We start from the raw sequence: 21451 nt of genomic DNA, 5'->3' as shown, positions 1-21451 counted from the left end.
ATAGAGCTTCAAGGCCCACCCGCGACCTCAGCGAACGGCAACCGGCGGCCGTTCCCCCGGTTACAGTCCGTGGAACCTTGAAACGTGGCAGACCGAGAGACGTGGCGAATCGAATGCCCGCCCGCGACGAACCGACAGATGACACAGCCGCCACGCTTGATCGGCCCTCCCGGGGCTTGATGCGTTCGGCCGTCGCCTCCAGAGGAGCGGCGGGCAGACGAGCGGCGGGCCGGTCCGCGCGCGGAGACGACCGAGTGCCGGACGCCGCAGATCATGGATGACGCCTTCTCGTTCCTGCCGCCCGGAGGGCAGACCGGCGCCGAGATCCGCGCCCGCGACTGGTCGGGGACCTCCGTCGGGCCGCCGGAGCGCTGGCCGCAATCGCTGCGCAGCGCGCTCTCCCTGATGCTGTCCTGTCCCACGGCGATGTTCCTCGCCTGGGGCCCGGACCTGCTCTGCTTCTACAACGATGCCTATCGGCCGATCCTCGGCTACCGGCTGCCCACCGCCCTGGGGCACCCCTTCCGCGAGGTCTGGGCGAGCATCTGGGACGAGATCGGCCCGCTGGTGGACGCCACCCTCGCAGGGCAGAGCCAGACCCTCACCGACGTCATGCTCGACCTCTCGCGCGAGGGTCGGCCCGAGCAGGGCTGGTGGTCCTTCACCTACTCGCCCGCCTACGACGAGGCCGGCGCCATCAGCGGCCTGTTCTGCGTCACGGCGGAGACCACGGCCCGCGTCCTCGGCGAACGGCGCTTGCGGGAGAGCGAGGACCATTTCCGGCACACGGTCGAGCTCAATCCGCAGGTGCCCTGGACCTGCGACCCGGACGGCAACATCATCTCCTACTCGAACCGCTGGCTCGAACTGACCGGGCAGGCGCCCGGCGAGCCGGACGGGTCCGGCTGGGCCAAGTCGCTCCATCCCGACGACGTGCCCTGGACCATGACCGTGTTCGCGAGCTGCCTCGCCTCGGGCGAACCGGTGGACGTGAACTACCGCATCCGCATCGCGCATACCGGGGAGTATCGCTGGATGCGCGCCCGCGCCCGGGCGCGGCGCAACGAGGGCGGCGCGATCATCCGCTGGTACGGCGTCGTCGAGGACATCCACGACCGCAAGCTCGCCGAGGACCGGCTGCAGGAGATGAACGCGACGCTGGAGCGGCGCGTGGCGGATGCCCTCGCCCAGCGCAAGCTCTGGGCCGACGTGTTCGAGACCACCGACGCGCTCGTGGCCGCGCTCGACCCCGATTACCGCGTGCTCGCCGTGAACCGCGCCTATGCGGACGAGTTCGAGAGCATCTACGGCGTGCCGATCGCGGCCGGCGACAACCTGCTCGACCGGCTCGAGGCCCTTCCCGATCACCGCGAGGCGGCGCGGGCGGTCTGGTCGCGGGCCCTGGGGGGCGAGGAATTCACCCTGGTCGAGACGTTCGGCGACCCGGAGCGGAAGCGCCCGGCCTACGAGCTGCGGTTCACGACGCTGCGGGACGCGGAGGGCCGCCGGATCGGCGCGTTCCAGTACGCCCAGGACGTCACCGAGCGGCTGCGCAGCCAGGAGCAGCTCGCCCGGGCCGAGGAGGCGCTCCGCCACGCCCAGAAGATGGAGGCGGTGGGCCAGTTGACCGGCGGCGTGGCGCACGACTTCAACAATCTCCTGACCATCATCCGTTCCTCGGTCGAGTTCCTGCGCCGGCCGAACCTCCCGGAGGAACGGCGCAGCCGCTACCTGGAGGCGGTCTCGGACACCGTCGACCGCGCCGCCCGGCTGACGAGCCAGCTCCTGTCCTTCGCCCGCCGCCAGCCCCTCAAGCCGGAGGTGTTCGACCTCGGCGAGCGGCTCCGGGGCGTGGCCGACATGCTCAACGCGGTCACGGGCGCGCGCATCCGCATCGTCGCGGAATTGCCGGACACGCCCTGCCACGTGCGGGTCGATCCGAGCCAGTTCGAGACGGCGCTGGTCAATCTCGCCGTCAATGCCCGCGACGCGGTGGAGGGCGAGGGCACGCTGACCCTCCGGCTCACCTGCGGGGCGGCGATGCCCTCGATCCGCGGCCATGCCGGCGCCGCCGGGCCCTTCGCCGCGATCTCGGTCGCGGACGACGGTTCCGGCATCGCGCCGGAGCACCTGAGCCGCATCTTCGAGCCCTTCTACACCACGAAGGAGGTGGGCAAGGGGACGGGGCTGGGCCTGAGCCAGGTCATCGGCTTCGCCAAGCAGTCGGGGGGAGACATCGACGTGGCGAGCAGGGTGGGCCGCGGCACCACCTTCACGCTCTACCTCCCCCATGTCGATCCGCCGGAACCCGAGACCCGGCCGGAGGACGAGGCGAGCGAGGCTCCGGTCGAGGAGCGGGCGCTCTGCGTGCTCGTGGTCGAGGACAACCTCGATGTCGGGCGCTTCTGCACGCAGCTTCTGGAGGATCTCGGCCACTCGATCGTCTGGGCCCACAACGCCGAGGCGGCCCTGGCCGAGTTCGAGCGGGTGCCGTTCCGGTTCGACGCGGTCTTCTCCGACGTGGTGATGCCGGGGATGGGCGGGGTCGAGCTCGCGCGGCGGCTCAAGGCCGACCACCCGAACCTGCCGGTCATCCTGACCACCGGCTACAGTGACGTGCTGGCCCAGGACGATGCGCACGGCTTCGAACTCGTCCGCAAGCCCTACTCGGCCGAGCAGGTCGCGCGGGCCTTGCGCACCGTCCTGACCCGGCGGCGGCCCTCGGCCTCCATCCGCCGTGCTCCGGGCCTGTGAGGTTCTCCGACCGTCCTGCCAAGCTGCGCGCGGCAGCGGCCCGTTCGCCTCACGTCCCGGGCTCGGCCCGAACTCCGCTCCGGTTTTACCCCCGGCCGACCACGATCTCGCCCCAGAATCGCCGAGCGCCGCCGCGCAGATGGTTAACGAAAAGTTGACCGGCCGCGGAGGGGCACCTCGCATCGCGCCGGCGAGCGGTTCAGGGCCGGGGCGTGGGCCGCTCCGGGGCGGGCATTCGGGCGGCGCAGCATGGCACATCCTCTTCTCTCATGGGCTCTGCCCGCGACCGCCTATCTGAGCGCGGCGCTGATCCTGGCCTCCTCAGCGCCGTTCGGGCCGGCCGGCCTGCCGCCGCGGCAGGCGGCCGTGACGCCGGTCGCGGTCGAGCCGGTGCAGGAGGCAAACTTGGGGGCAGACTTGGGCGCAGACCTCGAGGCTGCCCCGGAAGCCGACCCGGAGGCTGTGGCCGGGATCGCGGAGCGGACACCCGAGCCTGCACCGGAGCCGGGCGAGCCGACGACGGCAGCGCTGGCCGCGTGGACGCCCTTGGCTCTGCCCGCGCCCGCCGAGGCGCGCTTCGGCATGGCGACCCTGTTCTGGCTTCCGGACGAAGCGCCGTCGACGGCGATGGCGCAGCTCGTGCCCCTGCCCGTGCGGCGGCCGGCCGAGCTGACGCGCCTCGGCGCGGCGGAGTCGCTGCGCAGGGCCGAACGGCTGGCCGCGCGCCGGTCGTCGATGGCGGCGGTGGCACCGGCCGAGAGGGAGGACACCCGCACCTTCTTCGAGAAGCTGCTCGGCGTCGAGAAGCCCGCCGCGCCGGCGCCCGCCCTGGCCTACGCGGCGCTGGAGAACGGCGCCGCCGAGTCGGCCGCGCGCCGGCCGCTCACCGCGCCTGCCCCAGCCCTGCCGCCGGCCGGTGACGGCGGGATCGCCGTCTACGACATCAGCGCCCAGAGCGTCGTCCTGCCGAGCGGCGAGCGGCTGGAGGCGCATTCCGGCCTCGGCGAGAGCATGGACGACCCGCGCTACGTCCATCTCAAGATGCGCGGCGCGACGCCGCCGGGCACCTACGACCTGACCGAGCGCGAGGCACCGTTCCACGGGGTCCGGGCCCTGCGCCTCGCCCCGGTCGGGGGCAGCGAGGCGATCCACGGCCGCGTCGGCCTGCTCGCCCACACCTATCTGCTGGGCCCGAGCGGCGCCTCGAACGGCTGCATCTCGTTCAAGGATTACGACCGGTTCCTGCAAGCCTACCTGCGGGGTGAGATCCGGCGCGTCGTCGTCGTCGCCGGCCGCGGGCGTGATATGGCTCCGCTGCTCGCCTCCCGATAAGCCCGTCCCGACGCTGCTTCTGCTTTCTTTCCGAGAAAAATAAATTCTCTTTACGCTCGATTCTGGCCTGATCCTCGCATAAGAGATCGAGGGGCGGCCCCGAACTCCTTCGCGGTTCGGCGGTCCGACGCAATCTCTCCGCCGAACGAGCGGGACGTCGTGTGCATCGGAGTCGTGGCGTATGCGTGTGATCCAACGCGTCCTGGGCAACCGGTCCGAGGCCGCAATGGCGAAACGCCTGCATCACCTCGAACATCACGGCGCGGTGGACGTCCTGCGGGTGGCGAGCGCCGACATCGCGCGGCGCCGCCTCAGGGCGACGACGCAAGGGGGCGAAGAGGTCGCCCTGGCCCTGCCGCGGGATCAGATCCTGTTCGACGGCGCCGTGCTCGTCCTCGAGGATCATCACGCGCTGATCGCCCGCGTCGGCGCCGAGCGCTGGCTGCGGCTGGTGCCCGCCTCGATCCCCGACGCGCTCGAACTCGGCTATCACGCCGGCAACCTGCACTGGCGGGTGCGCTTCGACGGCGGGGCGATCCTCGTCGCGCTGGAGGGGCCGGCGGAGGATTACCTCGTCCGCCTCGGCGCCCTGGTGACGGAGGGGCGCGTCGCCCACTCCGTCGATGCCGCCGAGGCGGGCTGATCGCCTTGCTCGCCGCCCTCACCGCGCTGCAACAGGCCGACACCGCCTTCCCGAGCGGCAGCTTCGCCTTTTCCAACGGCCTCGAAGGGCTGATCGCGGAACATCCCGCCTTCGACGAGGCCGCACTCGCCCGCACCCTCGCGGCCGCCCTCCGCTTCCGCTGGGCCGGCACGGACCGGGTCGCGCTGATCCTCGCCCACCGCGCAGGTCCCGCCATCGAGCGCCTCGCAGCCATCGACGCGGCGGTCGAGGCCGCCTCCCTGTCCGAGCCGATGCGCGTGGGCAGCCGCCGCAACGGCGCCTCGCTGCTCGCCTCGCATGCCCGCCTCGGCACGCCGGGTGCCGCCGAGCTGCGCGCGGCCGTGCGCGCGGGTCGAATCCTCGGGCACCTGCCCACCGTGCAGGGCGCCCTGTGGACGGGGCTCGGCCTCGACGAGCCCACCGCGTCGTCCGTCTCCGGCTATCTCTTCGCCAGCGGCCTGACCTCGGCCGCGGTGCGGCTCGGCGCCATCGGCGCGATCGAGGCGCAGCGCAGTTTGAGCGGCGCGCTGCCGCTGATCGCGGCGCTTCTGGAACACCCCGTCGCCGAGCCGGAGGGCGAGATCGTGCTCACCGGCTTCACCCCGCTGATCGAGATCGCCGCGATGCGCCAGGCCCAGGCCGAGCTGCGCCTGTTCGCGAACTGAGAGGAGCCGCCCGATGCTGCTGACGCCGACCGAGATGGAACGGCTCACGATCTTCACCGCCGCCGAACTCGCCCGCAAGCGGCGGGCACGGGGTCTGAAGCTCAACTACCCCGAGGCGGTGGCGATCATCACCGACGAGATCCTGGAGGGCGCCCGCGACGGGCGCTCGGTCGCCGACCTGATCGGCTGGGGCTCGACCATCCTCACCACCGGCGACGTGATGCCGGGCGTGGCCGCGATGATGCCGATCCTGCAGGTCGAGTGCGTCTTCCCCGACGGCACCAAGCTCGTCACCGTGCACGAGCCGATCCGGCCCGCGGAAGGGGCGGAGCCCGACACGCTGGAGCCCGGCGCGATCCTGCCGGCGGAGGGCGAGATCGAACTCGCCGCCGGGCGCCCGCGGGTCACGGTCGAGGTCGTCAATACCGGCGACCGGCCGGTGCAGATCGGCTCGCACTACCACTTCTTCGAGGTCAACCGGGCGCTCGATTTCGACCGCGCCAAGGCGCTGGGCTTCCGCCTCGACATCCCGGCGGGCACGGCGGTGCGGTTCGAACCGGGCCAGCGCAAGAGCGTGACGCTCACGGGCTTCGGCGGCGCCCGGGAACTCACCGGCCTCAACAACCTGACGCAGGGCAAGCTCGATTCCGACGCCGCCCGCGCCGACGCGCTGGCCCGCGCCAGGGCCCGCGGCTTCAAGGGCGCCTGAGGGAGACGCAACAGACATGGTCACGATTCCCCGGCGCGACTACGCCGCCCTCTACGGCCCCACCACCGGCGACGGCGTGCGGCTCGCCGATACCTCCCTCGTGGCGGTGGTCGAGCACGACCACGCGATCTACGGCGACGAGTGCCTGCACGGCGGCGGCAAGACTCTTCGGGATGGCATCGGGCTCGCGCCCGGCGTCACGGCGGCCGAAGGCGCCCTCGACTTCCTCCTATGCAACGTCCTCGTCATCGATCCCGTCATCGGCATCGTGAAGGGCGATCTCGGCATCAAGGACGGGCGCATCGTGGGCCTCGGCAAGGCCGGCAACCCGGCGATCATGGACGGCGTCGATCCGCGCCTGATCGTGTCGGCCGGCACCACGGTGCGCGACTGCGAGGGGCTGATCGCGACGCCCGGCGCCATCGACGTCCACGTCCACTTCGATTCCGCCGGCCTGCCCGACCACGCCATCGCCTCGGGCATCACGACGCTGCTCGGCGGCTCGCTCGGGCCGATCACCGTGGGCATCGATTCCGGCGGGCCGTTCAACACGGGAAAAATGCTCCAGGCGGCGGAAGCCTGGCCCGTCAATTTCGGGTTTCTGGGACGGGGCAACACCCACAAGCCGGCGGCCTTGAAGGAACAGCTCGAGACCGGTGTGCTGGGCCTGAAGATCCACGAGGATTGGGGGGCGATGCCGGCGGCGATCGATTCCTGCTTAGGCTTTGCCGACGAGCACGACTTCCAGGTCCAGCTCCACACCGACACGCTCAACGAATCCGGCTTCGTGGAGGACACGCTGGCGGCGATCGGCGGACGCACGATCCACATGTACCACACGGAAGGCGCCGGCGGCGGGCACGCACCCGACATCATCCGCGTGGCGGGGCTGCCCCATTGCCTGCCCTCCTCGACGAACCCGACCAACCCCTACACGGTCAACACGTTCGACGAACACCTCGACATGACGATGGTGTGCCACCACCTCAATCCGGCGCTGCCGGAGGACGTGGCGTTTGCCGAGAGCCGCATCCGCGCCCAGACCATCGCGGCCGAGGACGTGCTGCACGACATCGGCGCGATCTCGATGCTCGGCTCCGACAGCCAGGGCATGGGCCGCATCCACGAGGTGATCTGCCGGACATGGCAGCTCGCCTCCAAGATGAAGGACCAGCGCGGCGCCCTGCCGGAGGAGCGGCCGGGCTTCGGCGACAACGCCCGGATCAAGCGCTACATCGCCAAATACACCATCAACGCCGCGCGCACCTTCGGCATCCACGAGCACATCGGCTCGCTGGAGCCCGGCAAGATGGCCGACATCGTGATCTGGCGCCCGGCCTTCTTCGGCATCAAGCCGGAACTGGTGATCAAGGGCGGCTTCATCGCCTGGGGCGCCATGGGCGATTCCGCCGCCTCCCTGATGACCTGCGAGCCGATGCTGATGCGCCCGCAATGGGGCGCCTTCGGGCTCGCCAAGCAGGGCCTGTCGGCCTGCTTCGTCCACCCGCTCGCCATCGAGGGCGGGCTGCGCGAGAGCCTGGGTCTGCGCAAAAGCCTGCTGCCGGCCCGCGGCACCCGCACGCTGACCAAGGCCGACATGCTCTGGAACGACGCCTGCCCGGATATCCGGGTCGATCCGCAGACCTTCGAGGTCTTCGTGGACGGCCAGCTCGCCACCTGCGAGCCCGCGACCGTCCTGCCGCTCGCCCAACGGTACATGCTGCGATGAGTGCGTCCGCTCTCCCCTCCCCTGCCCTCCCTGAGACCGTCACCGCCGCCCGCATCGGCATCGGCGGCCCGGTCGGCTCCGGCAAGACGGCGCTGATCGAGCGGCTGATCCCGGCGCTTCAGGCCCGGGGCGTCGATCTCGCGGTCGTCACCAACGACCTCGTCACCAAGGAGGACGCCGAGCGCCTGCGCCGCTCCGGGCTGATCGACCCGGCCCGGGTCGAGGCGGTGGAAGCCGGCGCCTGCCCGCACACCGTCATCCGCGAAGACCCGACCCTCAACATCGCGGCGGGCGACGATCTGGAGGCGAAGTTTCCCGGCCTCCAGCTCCTGATCTTCGAATCGGGGGGCGACAACCTCGCCTCGACCTTCTCGCTCGATCTGGTCGATTGGTGGATCTTCGTCATCGACGTGGCGGGCGGCGACGACATCCCGCGAAAGCGCGGACCCGGCGTGCTGCGCTGCGACCTCCTCGTCATCAACAAGGTCGATCTCGCGCCCCATGTCGGCGTCGATCTCCCCGGCATGCTGGCCGAGGCCGCGCGGGTGCGGGGCGCGAAGCCCGTGGCCGCCACCAATGCCCGCTCCGGCGAGGGCGTCGAGGCGGTGGCCGACGCAATCTGCCGCGCCGTGCTGTTCGCACCCTGATGGCCCTGTCGCTGGACGACCTTCCCGAAAAACCCGCCCCGGCAGAGCCCGTCTCCGCTCCGGTCGGACGCCGGGTGCAGGCTTCCCTCGTCTTCGCCCGCGGCGGCGGCACCACCGTGCTGTCGCGGCAGGTCGTGCCCTACCCGTTCCACATCACCCGCGCCTTCCGGATGCATCCGGAGAGCCCGGACCTCGCCACGCTCTACCTGCAATCGGCCTCCGGCGGCCTCTACGCCGCCGACCACCTCACCCTCGACATCGCCGCGCGCCCCGGCGCGCGGGTCCATGTCACGACCCAGGCCGGCACCGTCGTGCATCGCGGCGGCCCCGAGCCCACGCGCCAGGACACGCGGCTGGCCATCGCGGCCGATGCCTTCCTCGCGCTCAATCCCGATCCGCTGATCCTGTTTCCCGGCGCCCATCTCGCCGTCTCCACCGACATCACCGCCGAGCCGGGCGCCCGCGCCATCGTCACCGAGAGCGTGGCCTGCCACGATCCCATCGGCCAGGACCGGCCGTTCGACCGGCTCGACCTCGGCCTGACGATCCGGACGCCCGAGGGCCGCGCTCTGGTGCGGGAGCGCAGCCGGATCGACGGGTCGGCCTTCGTAGGCCCGGCCTCGCCGATGGGCGGCCACCGCGCCTACGGCACGATGGTCGTCCTCGGCGCCCCCGAGGATGCGCGGCTCGCCGGCCCTCTCCTGCGGCAGGCCTCGGACACGGCCGGCTGCCTGACCGGCGTGAGTGTGCTGCCCAACGGGGCGGGCCTCGGCTTGCGCCTGCTCGCCCCGGACGGCGGCACCCTCTCGGCCGGCATGGAGGCGGTGTTCCGGATCGTGTTCGAAGCCCTGAGCGGATGTGGCCCAGGCCGGCGTCGCAAGTAGATATGATTCATATACGACCAGCCGGGGAGCACATCGCAAGAAATATGGGCAGAGCGCCCAGCAATTACTCTTGATGCAACTCGATTTCCTGAGACGAAATACCGGCCGGGGCACCGGCCTCGTCTGGCTGCCCGATGGCGTCATTCGAACCGGTCTGCCGGATGACGTTCGAAGGATTTCGAGACAACATGCGCTCGCGTGACCGAAACGATAGCCACTTCCATCTCCGCCGCCGCCTTCTCCTCGGGCTCGCCGCCTCTCCGCTTCTGGGCGCCCTGCCCGGCCGCGCCTTCGCGCAGGCCGGCGCGGGCGCGCTCGCCGTGACCGATAAGGAGGTGAGCGTCGGAATCCTCCACTCGATCAGCGGCACCATGGCGATGTCGGAGACGGGTGCGACCCAGGGTGAGAGGCTGGCCATCGAGCAGATCAACGCGGGCGGCGGCATCCTCGGCCGCCAGATCAAGATCATCCAGGAGGACGGGGCCTCCGATTGGCCGACCTTCGCCGAGAAGGCGCGCAAGCTGGTCGTCAACGACCATTGCGCCGCGGTGTTCGGCTGCGTGACCTCCGCCTCGCGCAAGGCGGTGCTTCCGGTGTTCGAGCAGTATAACGGCCTGCTCTACTATCCGACCTATTACGAGGGTCTGGAGCAGTCCAAGAACGTGATCTACACCGGCCAGGAGGCGACCCAGCAGACGCTGGTGGCCCTCGACTGGGTGACGAAGGAGAAGGGTGCGAAGACCTTCTTCATGGTCGGATCGGACTACATCTGGCCGCGCACGACCAACAAGATCGCCACGAAGCACATCGCCAACATGACCAAGGGCAGCATCGTCGGCGAGGAGTACTTCCCCCTCGGCCACACGCAGTTCAACTCGGTCATCAACAAGATCAAGCTGAAGAAGCCGGACGTGATCTTCGCCACCGTCGTCGGCGGTTCGAACGTGGCGTTCTACAAGCAGATCAAGGCGGCGGGCATCGACCTCAAGAAGCAGACGCTGATCACGGTCTCCGTCACTGAGGACGACGTGGACGGCATCGGCGGTGAGAACATCGCCGACGCCTATTCCTGCATGAAGTACTTCCAGTCGATCAAGACGCCGGCCAACGAGAAATTCGTCGCCGACTTCAAGAAGCGCTGGGGCGACAAGACCGTCATCGGCGACGTGACCCAGGCCGCCTATCTGAGCCCGTTCCTATGGAAGACGGCGGTGGAGAAGGCCGGCACCTTCGAGGTCGACAAGGTGATCGCGGCATCCCCCGGCATCGAGATGAAGGATGCGCCGGAGGGCTACGTGAAGATCCACGAGAACCATCACCTCTGGGCGAAGACCCGCGTGGCGCGGGCACGGGCGGACGGCCAGTTCGACGTGGTCTACGAAAGCCCCGAGCTGATCGAGCCCGATCCGTTCCCGAAGGGCTACCAGTAGGCCGCCGTGCCCCCTCTCCCCGCCTGCGGGGAGAGGGGAGCGGCTGAACCGGATCACCCGTCCGGGGAAGCGATCTCAAAGATAGCTCAGCCCCGGCCACCGGCTGCGCCGCTTCAGGCGCACCATCCCGAGACAGGCCGGATAGAGGGCGAGCGCGAAGGCCGCCGCGATGGGCCAGATCTGCCACGGCGCACCGGCCTCGACCCGGCCGGATGCGCCGGTAAGGCCGAGGGCGGCGAGGCCGTCGTGGCTCAGGCGCAGGGCCCAGAGATGGGCGAGGTAGAAGAACAGCGGCGCCCCGCCGAAGACGGTGAGCCAGCGCAGGTGCCGCTCCGGCAGGCGCTCGAACAGGGCGAGCAGCAGCAGGCCGGGTCCGAGGGTCGCGAGCAGGAAGTCGGCCGAGGGCGGGTATTTGGTGAGGTTGATGAAGGACAGAACCCCCGCAACCCCGTCCTTGCCCGCCTGCCAGGGGCTCGGATCGTCGTAGCCGTTCAGGCCGCGCAGGATCAGGAACGCCGTCAGGCTCGCAAGCCCGAGGGCAAGGAGGCGTCGGCGGCGCCGGACCGGATCGACCCCGGAGGCATAGAGCGGCCCGAGCGCGTAGCCCGCGGCGATGACGCCGATCCACGGCAGCACCGGATAGGAGGTGCGCGCCGCGCCCCAGGGCAGCGGGATCATCCCGCGCTGGTGCAGCACCGCCCACAGGGCGTAGCCCGGCTGATCGGGCGTCAGCACGATCCCGTCGAGGGTGTTGTGGCCGAGCATGATCGCCAGGCCTGCGCCGATCAGCGCCGGGCGCGGCAGCCAGAGCAGGGCGGCGAGCGCCAGCATGCTGACCCCGATCGCCCAGATCACCTGAAGGTAGAGGATCGGCGGCAGCAGGCTGCGGGTCCAGGCGAGGTTCACGAGCGTCACTTCGAGGACGATCAGGAACAGCCCGCGCTTGAGGAGGAAGGCGGAGGTCGCCGCCCGGCTGCCGTGCTTCTGGCCGTAGAGGCTCGCCGAAAGCCCCGTCAGCAACAGGAAGACCGGGGCGCAGAGATGCGAGGCGGCCCGCGTCAGGAACAGGTCCGGCGGCGTTGCCGCGAGGTTCACCGGGTCGCTCACCTGGGCGTGCAGGTAGAAGAACTCGCGCACGTGATCGACCAGCATCAGGAGCATCACGAGCCCGCGCAGGGCATCGATGGCGCCGATGCGGGTGCGCGGGGCGGCAGCCGTTGTGATGTCCGGCCGAAGCCGCATCAGAACCGCACCGTCAGCGTGCCGGTGAAGCGGCGCGGCGAGCCGGGATACACCCGGAAGCGGTTGAGCGAACTCTCGTAATACTCGGTGTCGAACACGTTCTCGACGTTCAGCCCGAAGCGGAAGTTCTCGTAGCGGTAATAGGCCAGCGCATCGACGGCGATGTAGGCCGGCAGCGAGAAGCTGTTGACCGCATCCGCCGGCCGCTCGCCGACGCCGCGCACGCCGCCGCCGAGCCCGAGCCCCTTCCACGGCCCGGCCTGCACCTCGTGGACCGCGAGCAGGCTGCCGGAATGGCGCGGCACGTTGATGAGCGGCGTGCCCACCGGCAGCACGTTGTCCTTGGTGATCGTTGCCTCGGCGAACACGTAGCCCGCCAGGAGCTTGATCTCCGGCGTGATCTGGCCGGCGGCGGTCAGCTCGATGCCCTGGCTCCGGACCCCGCCCGCAGCCAGCGAGAAGGCACTGTTGTTGGGGTCGGGCGTCAGCACGTTCTCCCGGTCGACCAGGAAGGCCGTGCCGGTGAGCGCCAGCGCGCCGCCGTAGAGGTCGAGCTTGGCCCCGACCTCGTAGCCGATGCCGGTCTCGGGCGCGAACGGGCCGTCGCGGGCCACGGCCGCCGCGTCGGGGCCGATATTCGGCCGGAAGCTCGTGCCGACATTGGTGAAGAGCGCGAGTTCCGGCGTCGGCTGGTAGACGAGGCCCGCCCGCGGTGTCGCGGCGAAATAGGTCTGATCGACCTGGGAGCGCGGAATGCGTTCGCGGAAGGATTGTTCGAAGAAGTCGAAGCGCACCCCCACCAGCGCCTTCCATTCCGGGCTGAGGCTGATCTGGTCCTGGGCGTAGAGGGCCGTGTTGGTGATCCGCTCGAGGTTGTTGCGCGGGATGGTGATCGGCGGCAGCGGCTGGCCGTAGCGCGGATCGTAGATGTCGATGGCGTAGGGGCTCGTGCGGAAGTTCGAGCGGTTGTAGACGACCCGGCTGTCGGTGCTCTCGCGCTCGAAGCCGAGCAGCATGGTGTGACCGATCCCGGCGGTGTCGAAGCGCCCGACCACCTCCGCCTGGCCGATCGCCACGTCCCAGCGATAGTCGCGGATGTTGCGGTCGCGCGAGACGGTGCGGTTGTCGGCGGCGATGGCGCGGATCTCGGCGGATTCGCCCTCCAGCGTGCCCGTATTGAAGTGGGTGGCGAGCCGCATCTGCCAGTCGGCGTTGAAGCGGTGATCGACCCGCACCTGCATGGTGTTGTTGGTCTGGTAGGTGCTCTGGCCCGGCTCGCCGAGGAAGCGCGAGATCGGCAGGAGCCCGAGCCGCCCGTTGAGGGCGATGACGCCGCGATCGAACACGATCCGATTGCGCAGGAACTCGGTCTCGACCGTGATCCGCGTATCCGGCGTGATCTGCCAGCTCAGGACCGGGGCCACCAGCAGCCGGTCGCCGTCCACGAAATCGCGAAAGCTGCCCTGGCGGCCGGCGGCGAGATTGAAGCGGTAGAGGAGCGTGCCCTCCTCGTTCAGCGCGCCGCCGGAATCGACCGTGCCGCGGAACTGCCCGAACGAGCCCCACAGCCCGCCCATCTCGACGAAGCGTTCCGCGGTCGGCTGCTTGGTGATGATGTTGACGAGCCCACCCGGATCGCTGCGCCCGAACAGGCCGCCGCCGGGGCCTTTCAGCACCTCGATCCGCTCGACGTTCTGCGTGTCCGGTGGGGGCGGCGTGCCCCGGTTCAAGGGAAAGCCGTTCTTGTAGATCTCGGAGGTGGTGACGCCGCGGATGGCGTAGCTGAACACCGAGAGGCCACCGAAATTGTTCTGCTGCGCCACACCCGGCGTGTAGTTGAAGACGCGGTCCACACGGGTGGCGGCGAGATCCGTGATGACCTCGCGCGGCGCTACGGTGACGATCTGGGGCACGTCGCGCTGGGGCGTGTCCGTCCGCGTCGCGCTCACCGCGCGCTCGGCGCGATAGCCCGGCGTCGGTCCGATCAGGCCGATCGTGCCGGCCGCCGCCGTCCGGCCATCCGGCACACCGTTGCCGACACCCTGGCCGCGGCCCTCTCCCTCGACCGCCAGTTCCTCCAGGGTGACCGATTCCTGCGCCCGCGCCTCCGGGCCGGGCAGGCCGGCGCAGAGCAGCGCGGCCAGCATCCAGCGCGGATGCCGGGCCGGCTTCATCGCGTCGTTGGCGTTCTGGCTCGTCCGAACTCTCACAGGGCGCGCTCTGGCTGTATCGGACGCGCGCCCGAGCGGAGGCCCGCGGCGAGCGCGCAAGAGGACGCACTCGCGCGATCAGGCACGCCGCCGGAGCACCCCGCCCGGGGGACATCGTCGTGCCAAGGCAGGTCTCCTGGCTCGCGGGTCAGCACCTCCGTCTCGGCCTTCCCGGTGCGTGGCACCAGTGACCCTCAATGACGGAGGCTCGCCGCTCACAGTTGCGGGGGCAGCTTCGGCTTCGCCCGCATGGGCTTACCGAATTCCCTCTTGGCCCCCGGACATGCCTCCGGAGGAACCTTGGCCGCAGCAACTTCGCTGCGATGCGGCACGCGGTCAACCTGCGAGCGCATGAAATGTAACAACATCACACAGCCTGTGGCCCGACGGGCACAACGGTCCGATGGCAAGCCTTGGGGTCGCGTGACCGCGCCGAGCCTTCGACATCGGCCTCAAGCGTTTTTCATCGAAGGCGATCGCGCTTTAGGCAAGATTAACCAAGATCCCGTTCAATGAGGAAAGGCTTAAGGTTGATCATTCCCTAATCGGCAAAGCCATCTCGATCGTCATTCTGGCACAGATAGCCAGGGATGACGGCGGGAGGCCGTGTGGGATCCGCGTTGTCGAGTACCGCCCGCATGGACATCGCCGAGCTCGTCCAGAGTCGCTCCGCCCGGCCCGTCGTCCGCCGTCGGCGCGGGCCGCCGCTCGCGGCCCTCGCGCTCACCGCCCTCGGAGGGCTCGCGCTCGCCGGGATGCTGCAACCGGAGGAGAGCCCCACCCCCGCCCCGGCGCCGTCCGCACGGATCGCGAGCGAGGCCGAGGCGCCGGAGACCGGGCAGGCCGTCCCGAACGCGCTGGCCTGGATGCTCGATCCGGCTCCCGTCCTCGACACGGCGTCCCGCGGCTTCGTCCGGCAGGCCCCCCAGGTCTCCGCCTTCCGGGCGCCGCCCGCGCCGGAGCGGGTCGCACAGATTCCAGTCGCGCAGAAGCCGGTCACGCAAGAGGCCGCCCCGACCCTCGCCGCCTTGCCCGTGCCGGCGGCCGACGCGGCGCTCTCCGTCAAGCCGTCCGCACCGGCCGCCCGCGTCGCGCTCACCGTGCCGTTGCCGGTGCGCCGCCCGGACGCGTTCCGCTACGAGCCGCGGATGCAGACCGCCCGTGCCGCGACCGGCCGGATCGCCACGGCGTCCACCGCCCGCGCCTCCGCCGAGCCGACCCGCAGCGTGTTCAGCGCGGCGGTCACCGACAACCGCAACTTTTTCGAGAAGATGTTCGACCTGCCCGGCTCCGGGCCGTCGCAGCCGGCCTCCTCCGAGCCGGCGATGGCCTATGCCGGCCTCGACAGCGGCGCGGTGGATTCGGCCGCCCGGCGGCGCGTCGTGCCCGGCCCGGTCTCCGAGCCGGGGGTCGCCGTCTACGACATCAGCGCCGCCACCGTGACCCTGCCGAGCGGCGAGGTGCTGGAGGCCCATTCCGGCCTCGGCGTCGCCCAGGACAACCCGGACTACGTCCATGTCCGGATGCGCGGCGCCACCCCGCCGGGGGTCTACGACCTGCGCGAGCGCGAGGCCCTGTTCCACGGCGTGCGGGCGATCCGCCTCACTCCGGTCGGCGGCTCCGCCGCCATCCACGGCCGCGACGGGATCCTCGCCCACACCTACATGCTGGGCCCGAGCGGCGCCTCCAACGGCTGCGTCGTGTTCCGGAACTACACCCGCTTCCTCCAGGCCTACCTGCGCGGCGAGGTCCGGCGCCTCGTCGTGGTGCCCGGCACCGCCCCCGGCGTCTTCGCCAGCCGGCGCGGGGCCCCGTCGCGGCGCTCGGCGTCCGCGGCGAATTAAGGGATCCCGAAGGGACCATCCCTTTGGCGGGGCGCCGGGGTGGAACCCCGGCACCCCTTCAACCAGGGCTCTGCCCTGGACCCGCGAAAGGACCCGTCCTTTCGAAACCTTCGGCTTCGGTCGGCGTGAGCCCGTCAGCCCTTGGCGACGGGCTTGATCTTGAGCTGGTCGATCGCCCAGCGCCACGTCCCGTCGGATTGCCGCCGGGCCGATTCCACCGAGATCGCCCCGTTCGGCAACCGGGCGAAGGTGAGCGCAAGGTCGCCGTTGCGGATCGCCGGCAGCGTCTCGGGCTCGGGGAAGTCCGACTTGCGGGCGAGCAGATCGGTGTAGAAGCGGCGGATCTCGTCGTGGCCGGTCGCCACGATCTCGCCCGCGGCGACCACGGCCTGGGGCTCGTAGAGGGCGACCAGTCCCTCGGCGTCGCCGGCATTGGCGCGCTCGTGGAACAGCCGGGCGAGATCTTCAGGCTCCCGCGCCACGTCCCGGTGCGTCTCGCTCATCGCTCGTTCCTCCCTGTCTGCTTCACGCGTCTCTATTTCAGGCGATTGCCCCGCCCGTCCCGCACCGCGACCGCCACCGGAACCCCGGCCTTGACGCTCTCGGACACGGTGCAGAACTGCTCGAACTGCGCGAGCACCCGGTCGATCCGGTCCATCGATTCGGCCGATGCGCCGAGCGCGATGTCGACCTCGATTCCGACGAGGCGCAGGCGGCCTTCCGCGTTGCGGGCCACGCGCCCGATCGCCTCCGCGCTCACGCCGCCCCCCTCCTGCCGGTACTTGCCCAGCGCGAAGGCGAGGCTCGCGCACAGGCAGTTGCTCACGGCGGCGATCAGCACCTGCTCCGGCGAGGGACCGGTACCGCCGCCGATCGGCTCCGGCTCGTCCGTCAGCAGCGGCACGAAGGCCTCGCCGAACTCGATCCGGAAGGCATAGGCCTCAATCTGCCGGATCGTGATGCTGTGCTTGCCCGACATCGCGGCCTCCTCGCCTCCCTGACAACCGCCCCGACGCGATCCCGTTCGGGCCGCGCGGTGCGCCTTGACCTGCCATTCGTATCTGGTATACCAGATGCCAATCGATGAGCCACCGGAAAGAGCGGCCTCGATCCGGACAGTCAGATCCGGGAAGCCAAGGAGGCAACGCCTGCCATGACCCTACGCGGCATCCTCGACGGACATCACGCCTTTCCGCTCGCGATGCGGCCCTAGGGCTCGGACGGCGGCAGAAAGGGAGGCGGCGGATGGCCCAATCGCAGACCTTCGACATATCCGGGCTCGTCGCGGCGATCGGCGACGGCGTGGTGATCTCCGACGCGGATGGACGGATCGTCACGTGGAATCCGGCCGCGGAGCGGATCTTCGGCTTCTCGGAGGCCGAGGCGCTGGGCGAGACCCTCGATCTCATCACCCCGGAGCGTCATCGCCGACGCCACTGGGACGGCTACGCCAAGACGATGCGCACGGGCGAGACCCGCTACGGCACGTCGCTGCTCAAGGTGCCCGCCCTGCACAAGGACGGACGGGCGCTCTCCATCGCCTTCACCGTCGCGCTGCTGCACGGGGCCGACGGTGAGGTCACCGGCATCGCCGCGGTGATCCGCGACGAGACCGAGCGCTTCCAAGAGGAGCGCTCTCTGCGCCGCCGCGTGGCGGAGCTGGAAGAGGCCCTGGGCACACTCGTCTGTGCCTGAGACGCGAAATCCAAGCCGTTCAGCAAGATTGCTGAAGTTTATATTGTCCGATTTTCCAACAACGACTGCTCACAACGAAGTCGAAAGAGGGAGAAAACCGAGATGACCCAGCCGCTCGACGGGATCAGAATCATCGATTTCACCCACGTCCAGGCCGGCCCCGCCTGCACGCAGCTCCTCGCGTGGTTCGGGGCGGACGTGATCAAGGTCGAGCGTCCGGGCTCCGGCGACGTGACGCGCAACCAGCTCCGCCACGTCGAGGACGCGGATGCGCTCTACTTCACGATGCTCAACTCCAACAAGCGTTCGCTGACGCTGGACACCAAGACCCCGCAGGGCAAGGAAGTCCTCGAAAAGCTTATCCGTGAATCCGACGTGATGGTCGAGAATTTCGGTCCCGGCGCCCTCGACCGCATGGGCTTCACCTGGGAGCACATCCAGTCCCTCAATCCGGGCATGATCCTCGCCTCGGTGAAGGGCTTCTCCGACGGCCACCACTACGAGGACCTGAAGGTCTACGAGAACGTGGCGCAGTGCGCGGGCGGTGCCGCCTCGACCACCGGCTTCTGGGACGGCCCCCCCACCGTGTCGGCCGCGGCGCTGGGCGATTCCAACACCGGCATGCACCTGGCCATCGGCATCCTCACGGCGCTCCACCAGAAGAACAAGACCGGCAAGGGCCAGAAGGTCGCCGTGTCGATGCAGGACTCGGTGATCAATCTCTGCCGCGTGAAGCTGCGCGACCAGCAGCGCCTCGACGCCATCGGCTACCTTGAGGAGTATCCGCAGTACCCGCACGGCGAATTCACCGACGTGGTGCCGCGCGGCGGCAACGCGGGCGGCGGCGGCCAGCCGGGCTGGGTGCTCAAGTGCAAGGGCTGGCAGACCGACCCGAACGCCTACATTTACTTCACGATCCAGGGTCACGCCTGGGCCCCGATCTGCAAGGCCCTCAACAAGCCCGAGTGGATCGACGATCCGGCCTACAACACCCCCCGCGCCCGCCAGGACAAGATCTTCGAGATCTTCGCCTTCATCGAGGATTGGCTGGCCGACAAGACCAAGTTCGAGGCGGTCGACATCCTGCGCAAGTTCGACATCCCCTGCTCGCCGGTCCTCTCCATGAAGGAGATCGCCGCCGATCCGTCGCTGCGCGCCAGCGGCACCATCGTCGAGGTGCCGCATCCGAAGCTCGGCTCGTACCTGACCGTCGGAAGCCCGATCAAGTTCTCGGACATGAAGGTCGACATCAAGGCTTCGCCGCTCCTGGGCGAGCACACCGACGAAGTTCTCGCCGGCCTCGGCTACAGCCCTGAGCAGATCGCCGCGATGCACGAGGCACGCGCGGTCTGACGGATGAACGCGGCAGCCCGGTCTCCGGGCTGCCGGCACGGAATGGCCGAACCCCTTCGGCCATGTATCTCCCGGGACGGGGCATCGCCCCGGGAGCGCTTGACCGGGCATGGTGCCCGGGTTTTTTCCTCCTCCGATGACTTTCCCGGGCCGACCCCGTCGGTCCGGTTTTTCCGTCTCGCGGGACCCGTTCGCGCCCTCCCGGACGCCCGCTCCCCTCGCCTCGAACCTGCGGTGCCCTGCCGGTGATGCGACTGGTGATGTCCTTCCTGCGCCGTCTCCTGCCGGAACACGCGCCCGTCAGCCCGCGCGAGCGGGTGCGCGCCGCCTGCGGAGCGCTGGCCGGCCTCCTCGGAACCGGGCTCGTGGCCCGCGCGGCCCTCGGCACGGGGGTCGAACTGCCGGCCCTGATCGCGCCGATGGGCGCCTCCGCGGTCCTGCTCTTCGCCGTCCCGTCGAGCCCGCTGGCCCAGCCCTGGTCGATCCTCGGCGGCAACCTCGTGGCCTCGGTGGTCGGCGTCACCGCCGGCCTGTTCATCCACGATCCCCTGGTGGCCGCGGCGCTCGCCGGCGCCGGCGCCATCGCGGTGATGATGGCGTTGCGCTGCCTGCATCCGCCCAGCGGCGCCGTGGCGCTGACCGCCGTGCTGGGCGGGCCGGCGATCCACGATCTCGGCTACGGCTTCGTGCTGTGGCCGGTGGGCGCGAACACGATCCTGATCCTCGGCATCGCGCTCCTGTTCAACAATCTCACCGGCCGCTCCTACCCGCATGTCGCGCATGCCGCGCCCGCCGCCCCGACCCCGGAGGGCCGCTTCGGCCTCAGCTCGGCCGACATCGACGCGGCGCTCGAAGATTACGATCAGGTGCTGGATATCGGCCGCGGCGACCTCGAAGCGCTGCTGCGGCGTGCCCAGCTCAGCGCCGTCATGCGCCGCTCCGGGCCGGCGACCTGCGCCTCGATCCTCACCCGCGACGTCGTCGGCATCGCTCCCGAGGCGCCCCTGCGGGAGGCGCTCGCCCTCCTGCGGCGCCATCACATCAAGATGCTGCCCGTCACCGACGAGAGCGCGCGGGTGATCGGCGTCCTCACCCAGACCGACCTGATGGACAAGGCGGAGTGGGATGGGCGCGGCCCCCGCCTCGGCCTTGCCCGGCGCTGGCAACTGACGCTGGGCCGGGGCCGCGCCCCGCATGGCTGCGCCGCCGACGTGATGACCACCGAGGTCGAGAGCCTGCGGCCGGAGATGTCGCTCGCTCAGGTCGCGGCGCGGATGGCTCAGAGCGGCCACCACCACCTGCCCGTGGTCGGGCCGGAGGGACGGCTGATGGGCGTCGTCTCGCAGAGCGACCTCGTGGCCGCCCTGCTGACCGAGGCCGCCACCCGCGACGCGGGCAACCGCGACACCGCGCCCGAGCGCGCGGAGCGCCTGCCTGCGGGCCTCGCCGCCGGGATCGCCTGAGGCTGACGCTCACGCATCGTCCCGACGGCCGGACGGTGACTGTTCGGGCGGGTGGCTCCGGTCAGGCGAAGAAATCGCCCAGGAAGAAATCGACGGCCTGGGCCACCACGTCCGGATTGTAGGCGTGCGGGCCGTCATACTCGACATAGGTCAGGTCGTAGCCCGCCCCCTTCAGCAGCCGGGCATGGGTGCGGGCGCTGCGGTCGATCCCGATCTGCTCGTCGCGGGTTCCGTGCGAGAGGAAGATCTTGGGCGCGCCCGCCTGCACCTGCACCGACATGAAGCCGGCCGAGGACACGATCAGGTGGCTGACCCGGTCGCCGTTGGTGAGCCCGAGCGACAGGGCGTAGCTGCCGCCATCCGAGTGCCCCGCGAAGGCGAGGTGCCGCGGGTCGATCAGGAAGCGGTCGGCGACCTCCGCCAGGGCCTGATCGAGCCGCTCCCGGTCCGGCCCGTTGCCGACGATGACGAGATCCCAGGTCGGATAGAGCGATTGTGGCGCGAGCAGCAGGAAGCCGCGTGCCTTCGCATGCCCCTCCAGCATCGGCAGGATCTTCTCCGCATGCCCGCCGCCGCCGTGGAACAGCACGACCAGCGGGGTCGGCAGGCGCGGATCGACATGGTCGGGCACGCAGAGAATGGCGTCGCGGGTCTCGAACAGCCCGAGCGCGTGGCGGCCCGGCGGCAGCGCCGGCTTCGTCGGCAGCCGCGGCAGGAAGGCGAGCCGGCCGGCGAGGCGGGGATCGAGGGGAGCGGTGGGGTCGATCGCGGAGGAGGCCATGGGAGATCCTTTTGATGGAACCCAGCCCAGGCCCGTCATGCCGAGGTGC

General features: G+C 70.3%; 18 protein-coding genes and 1 riboswitch. Of the genes, 13 read left to right on the top strand and 5 right to left on the bottom strand.

Annotated elements, in window-relative coordinates; translation table 11 throughout:
- Positions 1-273: 273 nt before the first annotated feature.
- The 9 genes from HNR51_RS15215 (at position 274) to urtA (ending at position 10814) form a co-directional block, all read left to right on the top strand.
- The gene (locus tag HNR51_RS15215) at positions 274-2754 is read left to right on the top strand and encodes a PAS domain-containing protein (RefSeq protein WP_182555478.1); all 2481 of its coding nucleotides are present in this window, start codon (positions 274-276) and stop codon (positions 2752-2754) included.
- A 249-nt stretch (positions 2755-3003) separates the two neighbouring features.
- Positions 3004-4086, top strand: coding sequence for a DUF2778 domain-containing protein (locus HNR51_RS15210; RefSeq protein ID WP_182555477.1), 1083 nt, complete (start codon positions 3004-3006; stop codon positions 4084-4086).
- Positions 4087-4267: 181 nt separating this feature from the next.
- Positions 4268-4729 carry an urease accessory protein UreE gene (gene ureE / locus HNR51_RS15205; RefSeq protein WP_182555476.1) on the top strand — a complete coding sequence of 154 codons (462 nt, stop codon included), beginning with the start codon at positions 4268-4270 and terminating at the stop codon, positions 4727-4729.
- 5 nt (positions 4730-4734) lie between these two features.
- Positions 4735-5415 (top strand): urease accessory protein UreF, encoded by a 681-nt coding sequence (locus HNR51_RS15200; protein ID WP_012453056.1) that lies wholly within the window; start codon positions 4735-4737, stop codon positions 5413-5415.
- A 13-nt stretch (positions 5416-5428) separates the two neighbouring features.
- Positions 5429-6124, top strand: a complete 696-nt coding sequence (locus HNR51_RS15195; protein ID WP_012453057.1) for an urease subunit beta — start codon at positions 5429-5431, stop codon at positions 6122-6124.
- Between the two features lie 16 nt (positions 6125-6140).
- Positions 6141-7853: an urease subunit alpha gene (gene ureC / locus HNR51_RS15190; RefSeq protein ID WP_182555475.1), complete on the top strand. Its 1713-nt coding sequence runs from the start codon at positions 6141-6143 to the stop codon at positions 7851-7853.
- Positions 7850-8500 (top strand): urease accessory protein UreG, encoded by a 651-nt coding sequence (ureG, locus tag HNR51_RS15185; RefSeq protein WP_182555474.1) that lies wholly within the window; start codon positions 7850-7852, stop codon positions 8498-8500. The genes ureC and ureG overlap by 4 nt, the downstream gene beginning before the upstream one ends.
- The gene (locus HNR51_RS15180) at positions 8500-9384 is read left to right on the top strand and encodes an urease accessory protein UreD (protein ID WP_182555473.1); all 885 of its coding nucleotides are present in this window, start codon (positions 8500-8502) and stop codon (positions 9382-9384) included. The genes ureG and HNR51_RS15180 overlap by 1 nt, the downstream gene beginning before the upstream one ends.
- A gap of 188 nt (positions 9385-9572) precedes the next feature.
- Entirely contained in the window at positions 9573-10814 is a 1242-nt protein-coding gene (gene urtA / locus HNR51_RS15175; protein ID WP_182555472.1) for an urea ABC transporter substrate-binding protein, read from the top strand.
- A gap of 75 nt (positions 10815-10889) precedes the next feature.
- Here the strand turns inward: urtA and HNR51_RS15170 are convergent, their stop codons facing one another.
- Both HNR51_RS15170 and HNR51_RS15165 read right to left on the bottom strand, forming a co-directional pair.
- Positions 10890-12056: an acetyltransferase domain-containing protein gene (locus tag HNR51_RS15170; protein ID WP_182555471.1), complete on the bottom strand. Its 1167-nt coding sequence runs from the start codon at positions 12054-12056 to the stop codon at positions 10890-10892.
- Entirely contained in the window at positions 12056-14266 is a 2211-nt protein-coding gene (locus HNR51_RS15165; RefSeq protein ID WP_182555470.1) for a TonB-dependent siderophore receptor, read from the bottom strand. Before HNR51_RS15165 ends, HNR51_RS15170 begins: the two co-directional genes overlap by 1 nt.
- A 109-nt stretch (positions 14267-14375) precedes the next feature.
- A riboswitch (cobalamin riboswitch) is annotated at positions 14376-14584 on the bottom strand.
- A gap of 320 nt (positions 14585-14904) precedes the next feature.
- On the opposite strand from HNR51_RS15165, the gene HNR51_RS15160 reads away from it, so the two are divergent.
- A complete protein-coding gene (locus HNR51_RS15160) occupies positions 14905-16110 on the top strand; it encodes a DUF2778 domain-containing protein (protein ID WP_182555469.1) in 1206 nt (401 codons plus the stop codon).
- 134 nt (positions 16111-16244) lie between these two features.
- On the opposite strand, the gene HNR51_RS15155 is transcribed toward HNR51_RS15160, so the two are convergent.
- Together HNR51_RS15155 and HNR51_RS15150 are read right to left on the bottom strand one after the other, a co-directional pair.
- The gene (locus tag HNR51_RS15155) at positions 16245-16613 is read right to left on the bottom strand and encodes a YybH family protein (protein WP_141950704.1); all 369 of its coding nucleotides are present in this window, start codon (positions 16611-16613) and stop codon (positions 16245-16247) included.
- A 32-nt stretch (positions 16614-16645) separates the two neighbouring features.
- The gene (locus tag HNR51_RS15150) at positions 16646-17089 is read right to left on the bottom strand and encodes an OsmC family protein (RefSeq protein ID WP_141950705.1); all 444 of its coding nucleotides are present in this window, start codon (positions 17087-17089) and stop codon (positions 16646-16648) included.
- 266 nt (positions 17090-17355) lie between these two features.
- On the opposite strand from HNR51_RS15150, the gene HNR51_RS15145 reads away from it, so the two are divergent.
- The 3 genes from HNR51_RS15145 (at position 17356) to HNR51_RS15135 (ending at position 20621) form a co-directional block, all read left to right on the top strand.
- On the top strand, positions 17356-17805 hold the full coding sequence (locus HNR51_RS15145) for a PAS domain-containing protein (RefSeq protein ID WP_012453067.1): 450 nt from the start codon (positions 17356-17358) through the stop codon (positions 17803-17805).
- 102 nt (positions 17806-17907) lie between these two features.
- Positions 17908-19158, top strand: coding sequence for a formyl-CoA transferase (gene frc / locus HNR51_RS15140; protein WP_141950706.1), 1251 nt, complete (start codon positions 17908-17910; stop codon positions 19156-19158).
- Positions 19159-19406: 248 nt separating this feature from the next.
- On the top strand, positions 19407-20621 hold the full coding sequence (locus HNR51_RS15135; RefSeq protein ID WP_182555670.1) for an HPP family protein: 1215 nt from the start codon (positions 19407-19409) through the stop codon (positions 20619-20621).
- 61 nt (positions 20622-20682) lie between these two features.
- Here HNR51_RS15135 and HNR51_RS15130 read toward each other — a convergent pair whose 3' ends face one another.
- Positions 20683-21402 (bottom strand): alpha/beta hydrolase, encoded by a 720-nt coding sequence (locus tag HNR51_RS15130; protein ID WP_012453070.1) that lies wholly within the window; start codon positions 21400-21402, stop codon positions 20683-20685.
- Positions 21403-21451: the final 49 nt, after the last annotated feature.

Source organism: Methylorubrum thiocyanatum (assembly GCA_014138645.1).
Taxonomy (GTDB): Bacteria; Pseudomonadota; Alphaproteobacteria; order Rhizobiales; family Beijerinckiaceae; genus Methylobacterium; species Methylobacterium thiocyanatum.
Note: the sequence above shows the minus strand (reverse complement) of the source record. Positions and strands in the feature narration are given on the sequence as shown.

Excerpts from the sequence above, each read along its gene's own strand:
- HNR51_RS15215 (WP_182555478.1), top strand. The coding sequence starts at position 274 with ATGGATGACGCCTTCTCGTTCCTGCCGCCCGGAGGGCAGACCGGCGCC.
- HNR51_RS15210 (WP_182555477.1), top strand. The coding sequence starts at position 3,004 with ATGGCACATCCTCTTCTCTCATGGGCTCTGCCCGCGACCGCCTATCTG.
- ureE (WP_182555476.1), top strand. The coding sequence starts at position 4,268 with ATGCGTGTGATCCAACGCGTCCTGGGCAACCGGTCCGAGGCCGCAATG.
- HNR51_RS15195 (WP_012453057.1), top strand. The coding sequence starts at position 5,429 with ATGCTGCTGACGCCGACCGAGATGGAACGGCTCACGATCTTCACCGCC.
- ureC (WP_182555475.1), top strand. The coding sequence starts at position 6,141 with ATGGTCACGATTCCCCGGCGCGACTACGCCGCCCTCTACGGCCCCACC.
- ureG (WP_182555474.1), top strand. The coding sequence starts at position 7,850 with ATGAGTGCGTCCGCTCTCCCCTCCCCTGCCCTCCCTGAGACCGTCACC.
- HNR51_RS15180 (WP_182555473.1), top strand. The coding sequence starts at position 8,500 with ATGGCCCTGTCGCTGGACGACCTTCCCGAAAAACCCGCCCCGGCAGAG.
- urtA (WP_182555472.1), top strand. The coding sequence starts at position 9,573 with ATGCGCTCGCGTGACCGAAACGATAGCCACTTCCATCTCCGCCGCCGC.
- HNR51_RS15170 (WP_182555471.1), bottom strand. The coding sequence starts at position 12,056 with ATGCGGCTTCGGCCGGACATCACAACGGCTGCCGCCCCGCGCACCCGC.
- HNR51_RS15160 (WP_182555469.1), top strand. The coding sequence starts at position 14,905 with ATGGACATCGCCGAGCTCGTCCAGAGTCGCTCCGCCCGGCCCGTCGTC.
- HNR51_RS15155 (WP_141950704.1), bottom strand. The coding sequence starts at position 16,613 with ATGAGCGAGACGCACCGGGACGTGGCGCGGGAGCCTGAAGATCTCGCC.
- HNR51_RS15150 (WP_141950705.1), bottom strand. The coding sequence starts at position 17,089 with ATGTCGGGCAAGCACAGCATCACGATCCGGCAGATTGAGGCCTATGCC.
- HNR51_RS15145 (WP_012453067.1), top strand. The coding sequence starts at position 17,356 with ATGGCCCAATCGCAGACCTTCGACATATCCGGGCTCGTCGCGGCGATC.
- frc (WP_141950706.1), top strand. The coding sequence starts at position 17,908 with ATGACCCAGCCGCTCGACGGGATCAGAATCATCGATTTCACCCACGTC.
- HNR51_RS15135 (WP_182555670.1), top strand. The coding sequence starts at position 19,407 with ATGCGACTGGTGATGTCCTTCCTGCGCCGTCTCCTGCCGGAACACGCG.
- HNR51_RS15130 (WP_012453070.1), bottom strand. The coding sequence starts at position 21,402 with ATGGCCTCCTCCGCGATCGACCCCACCGCTCCCCTCGATCCCCGCCTC.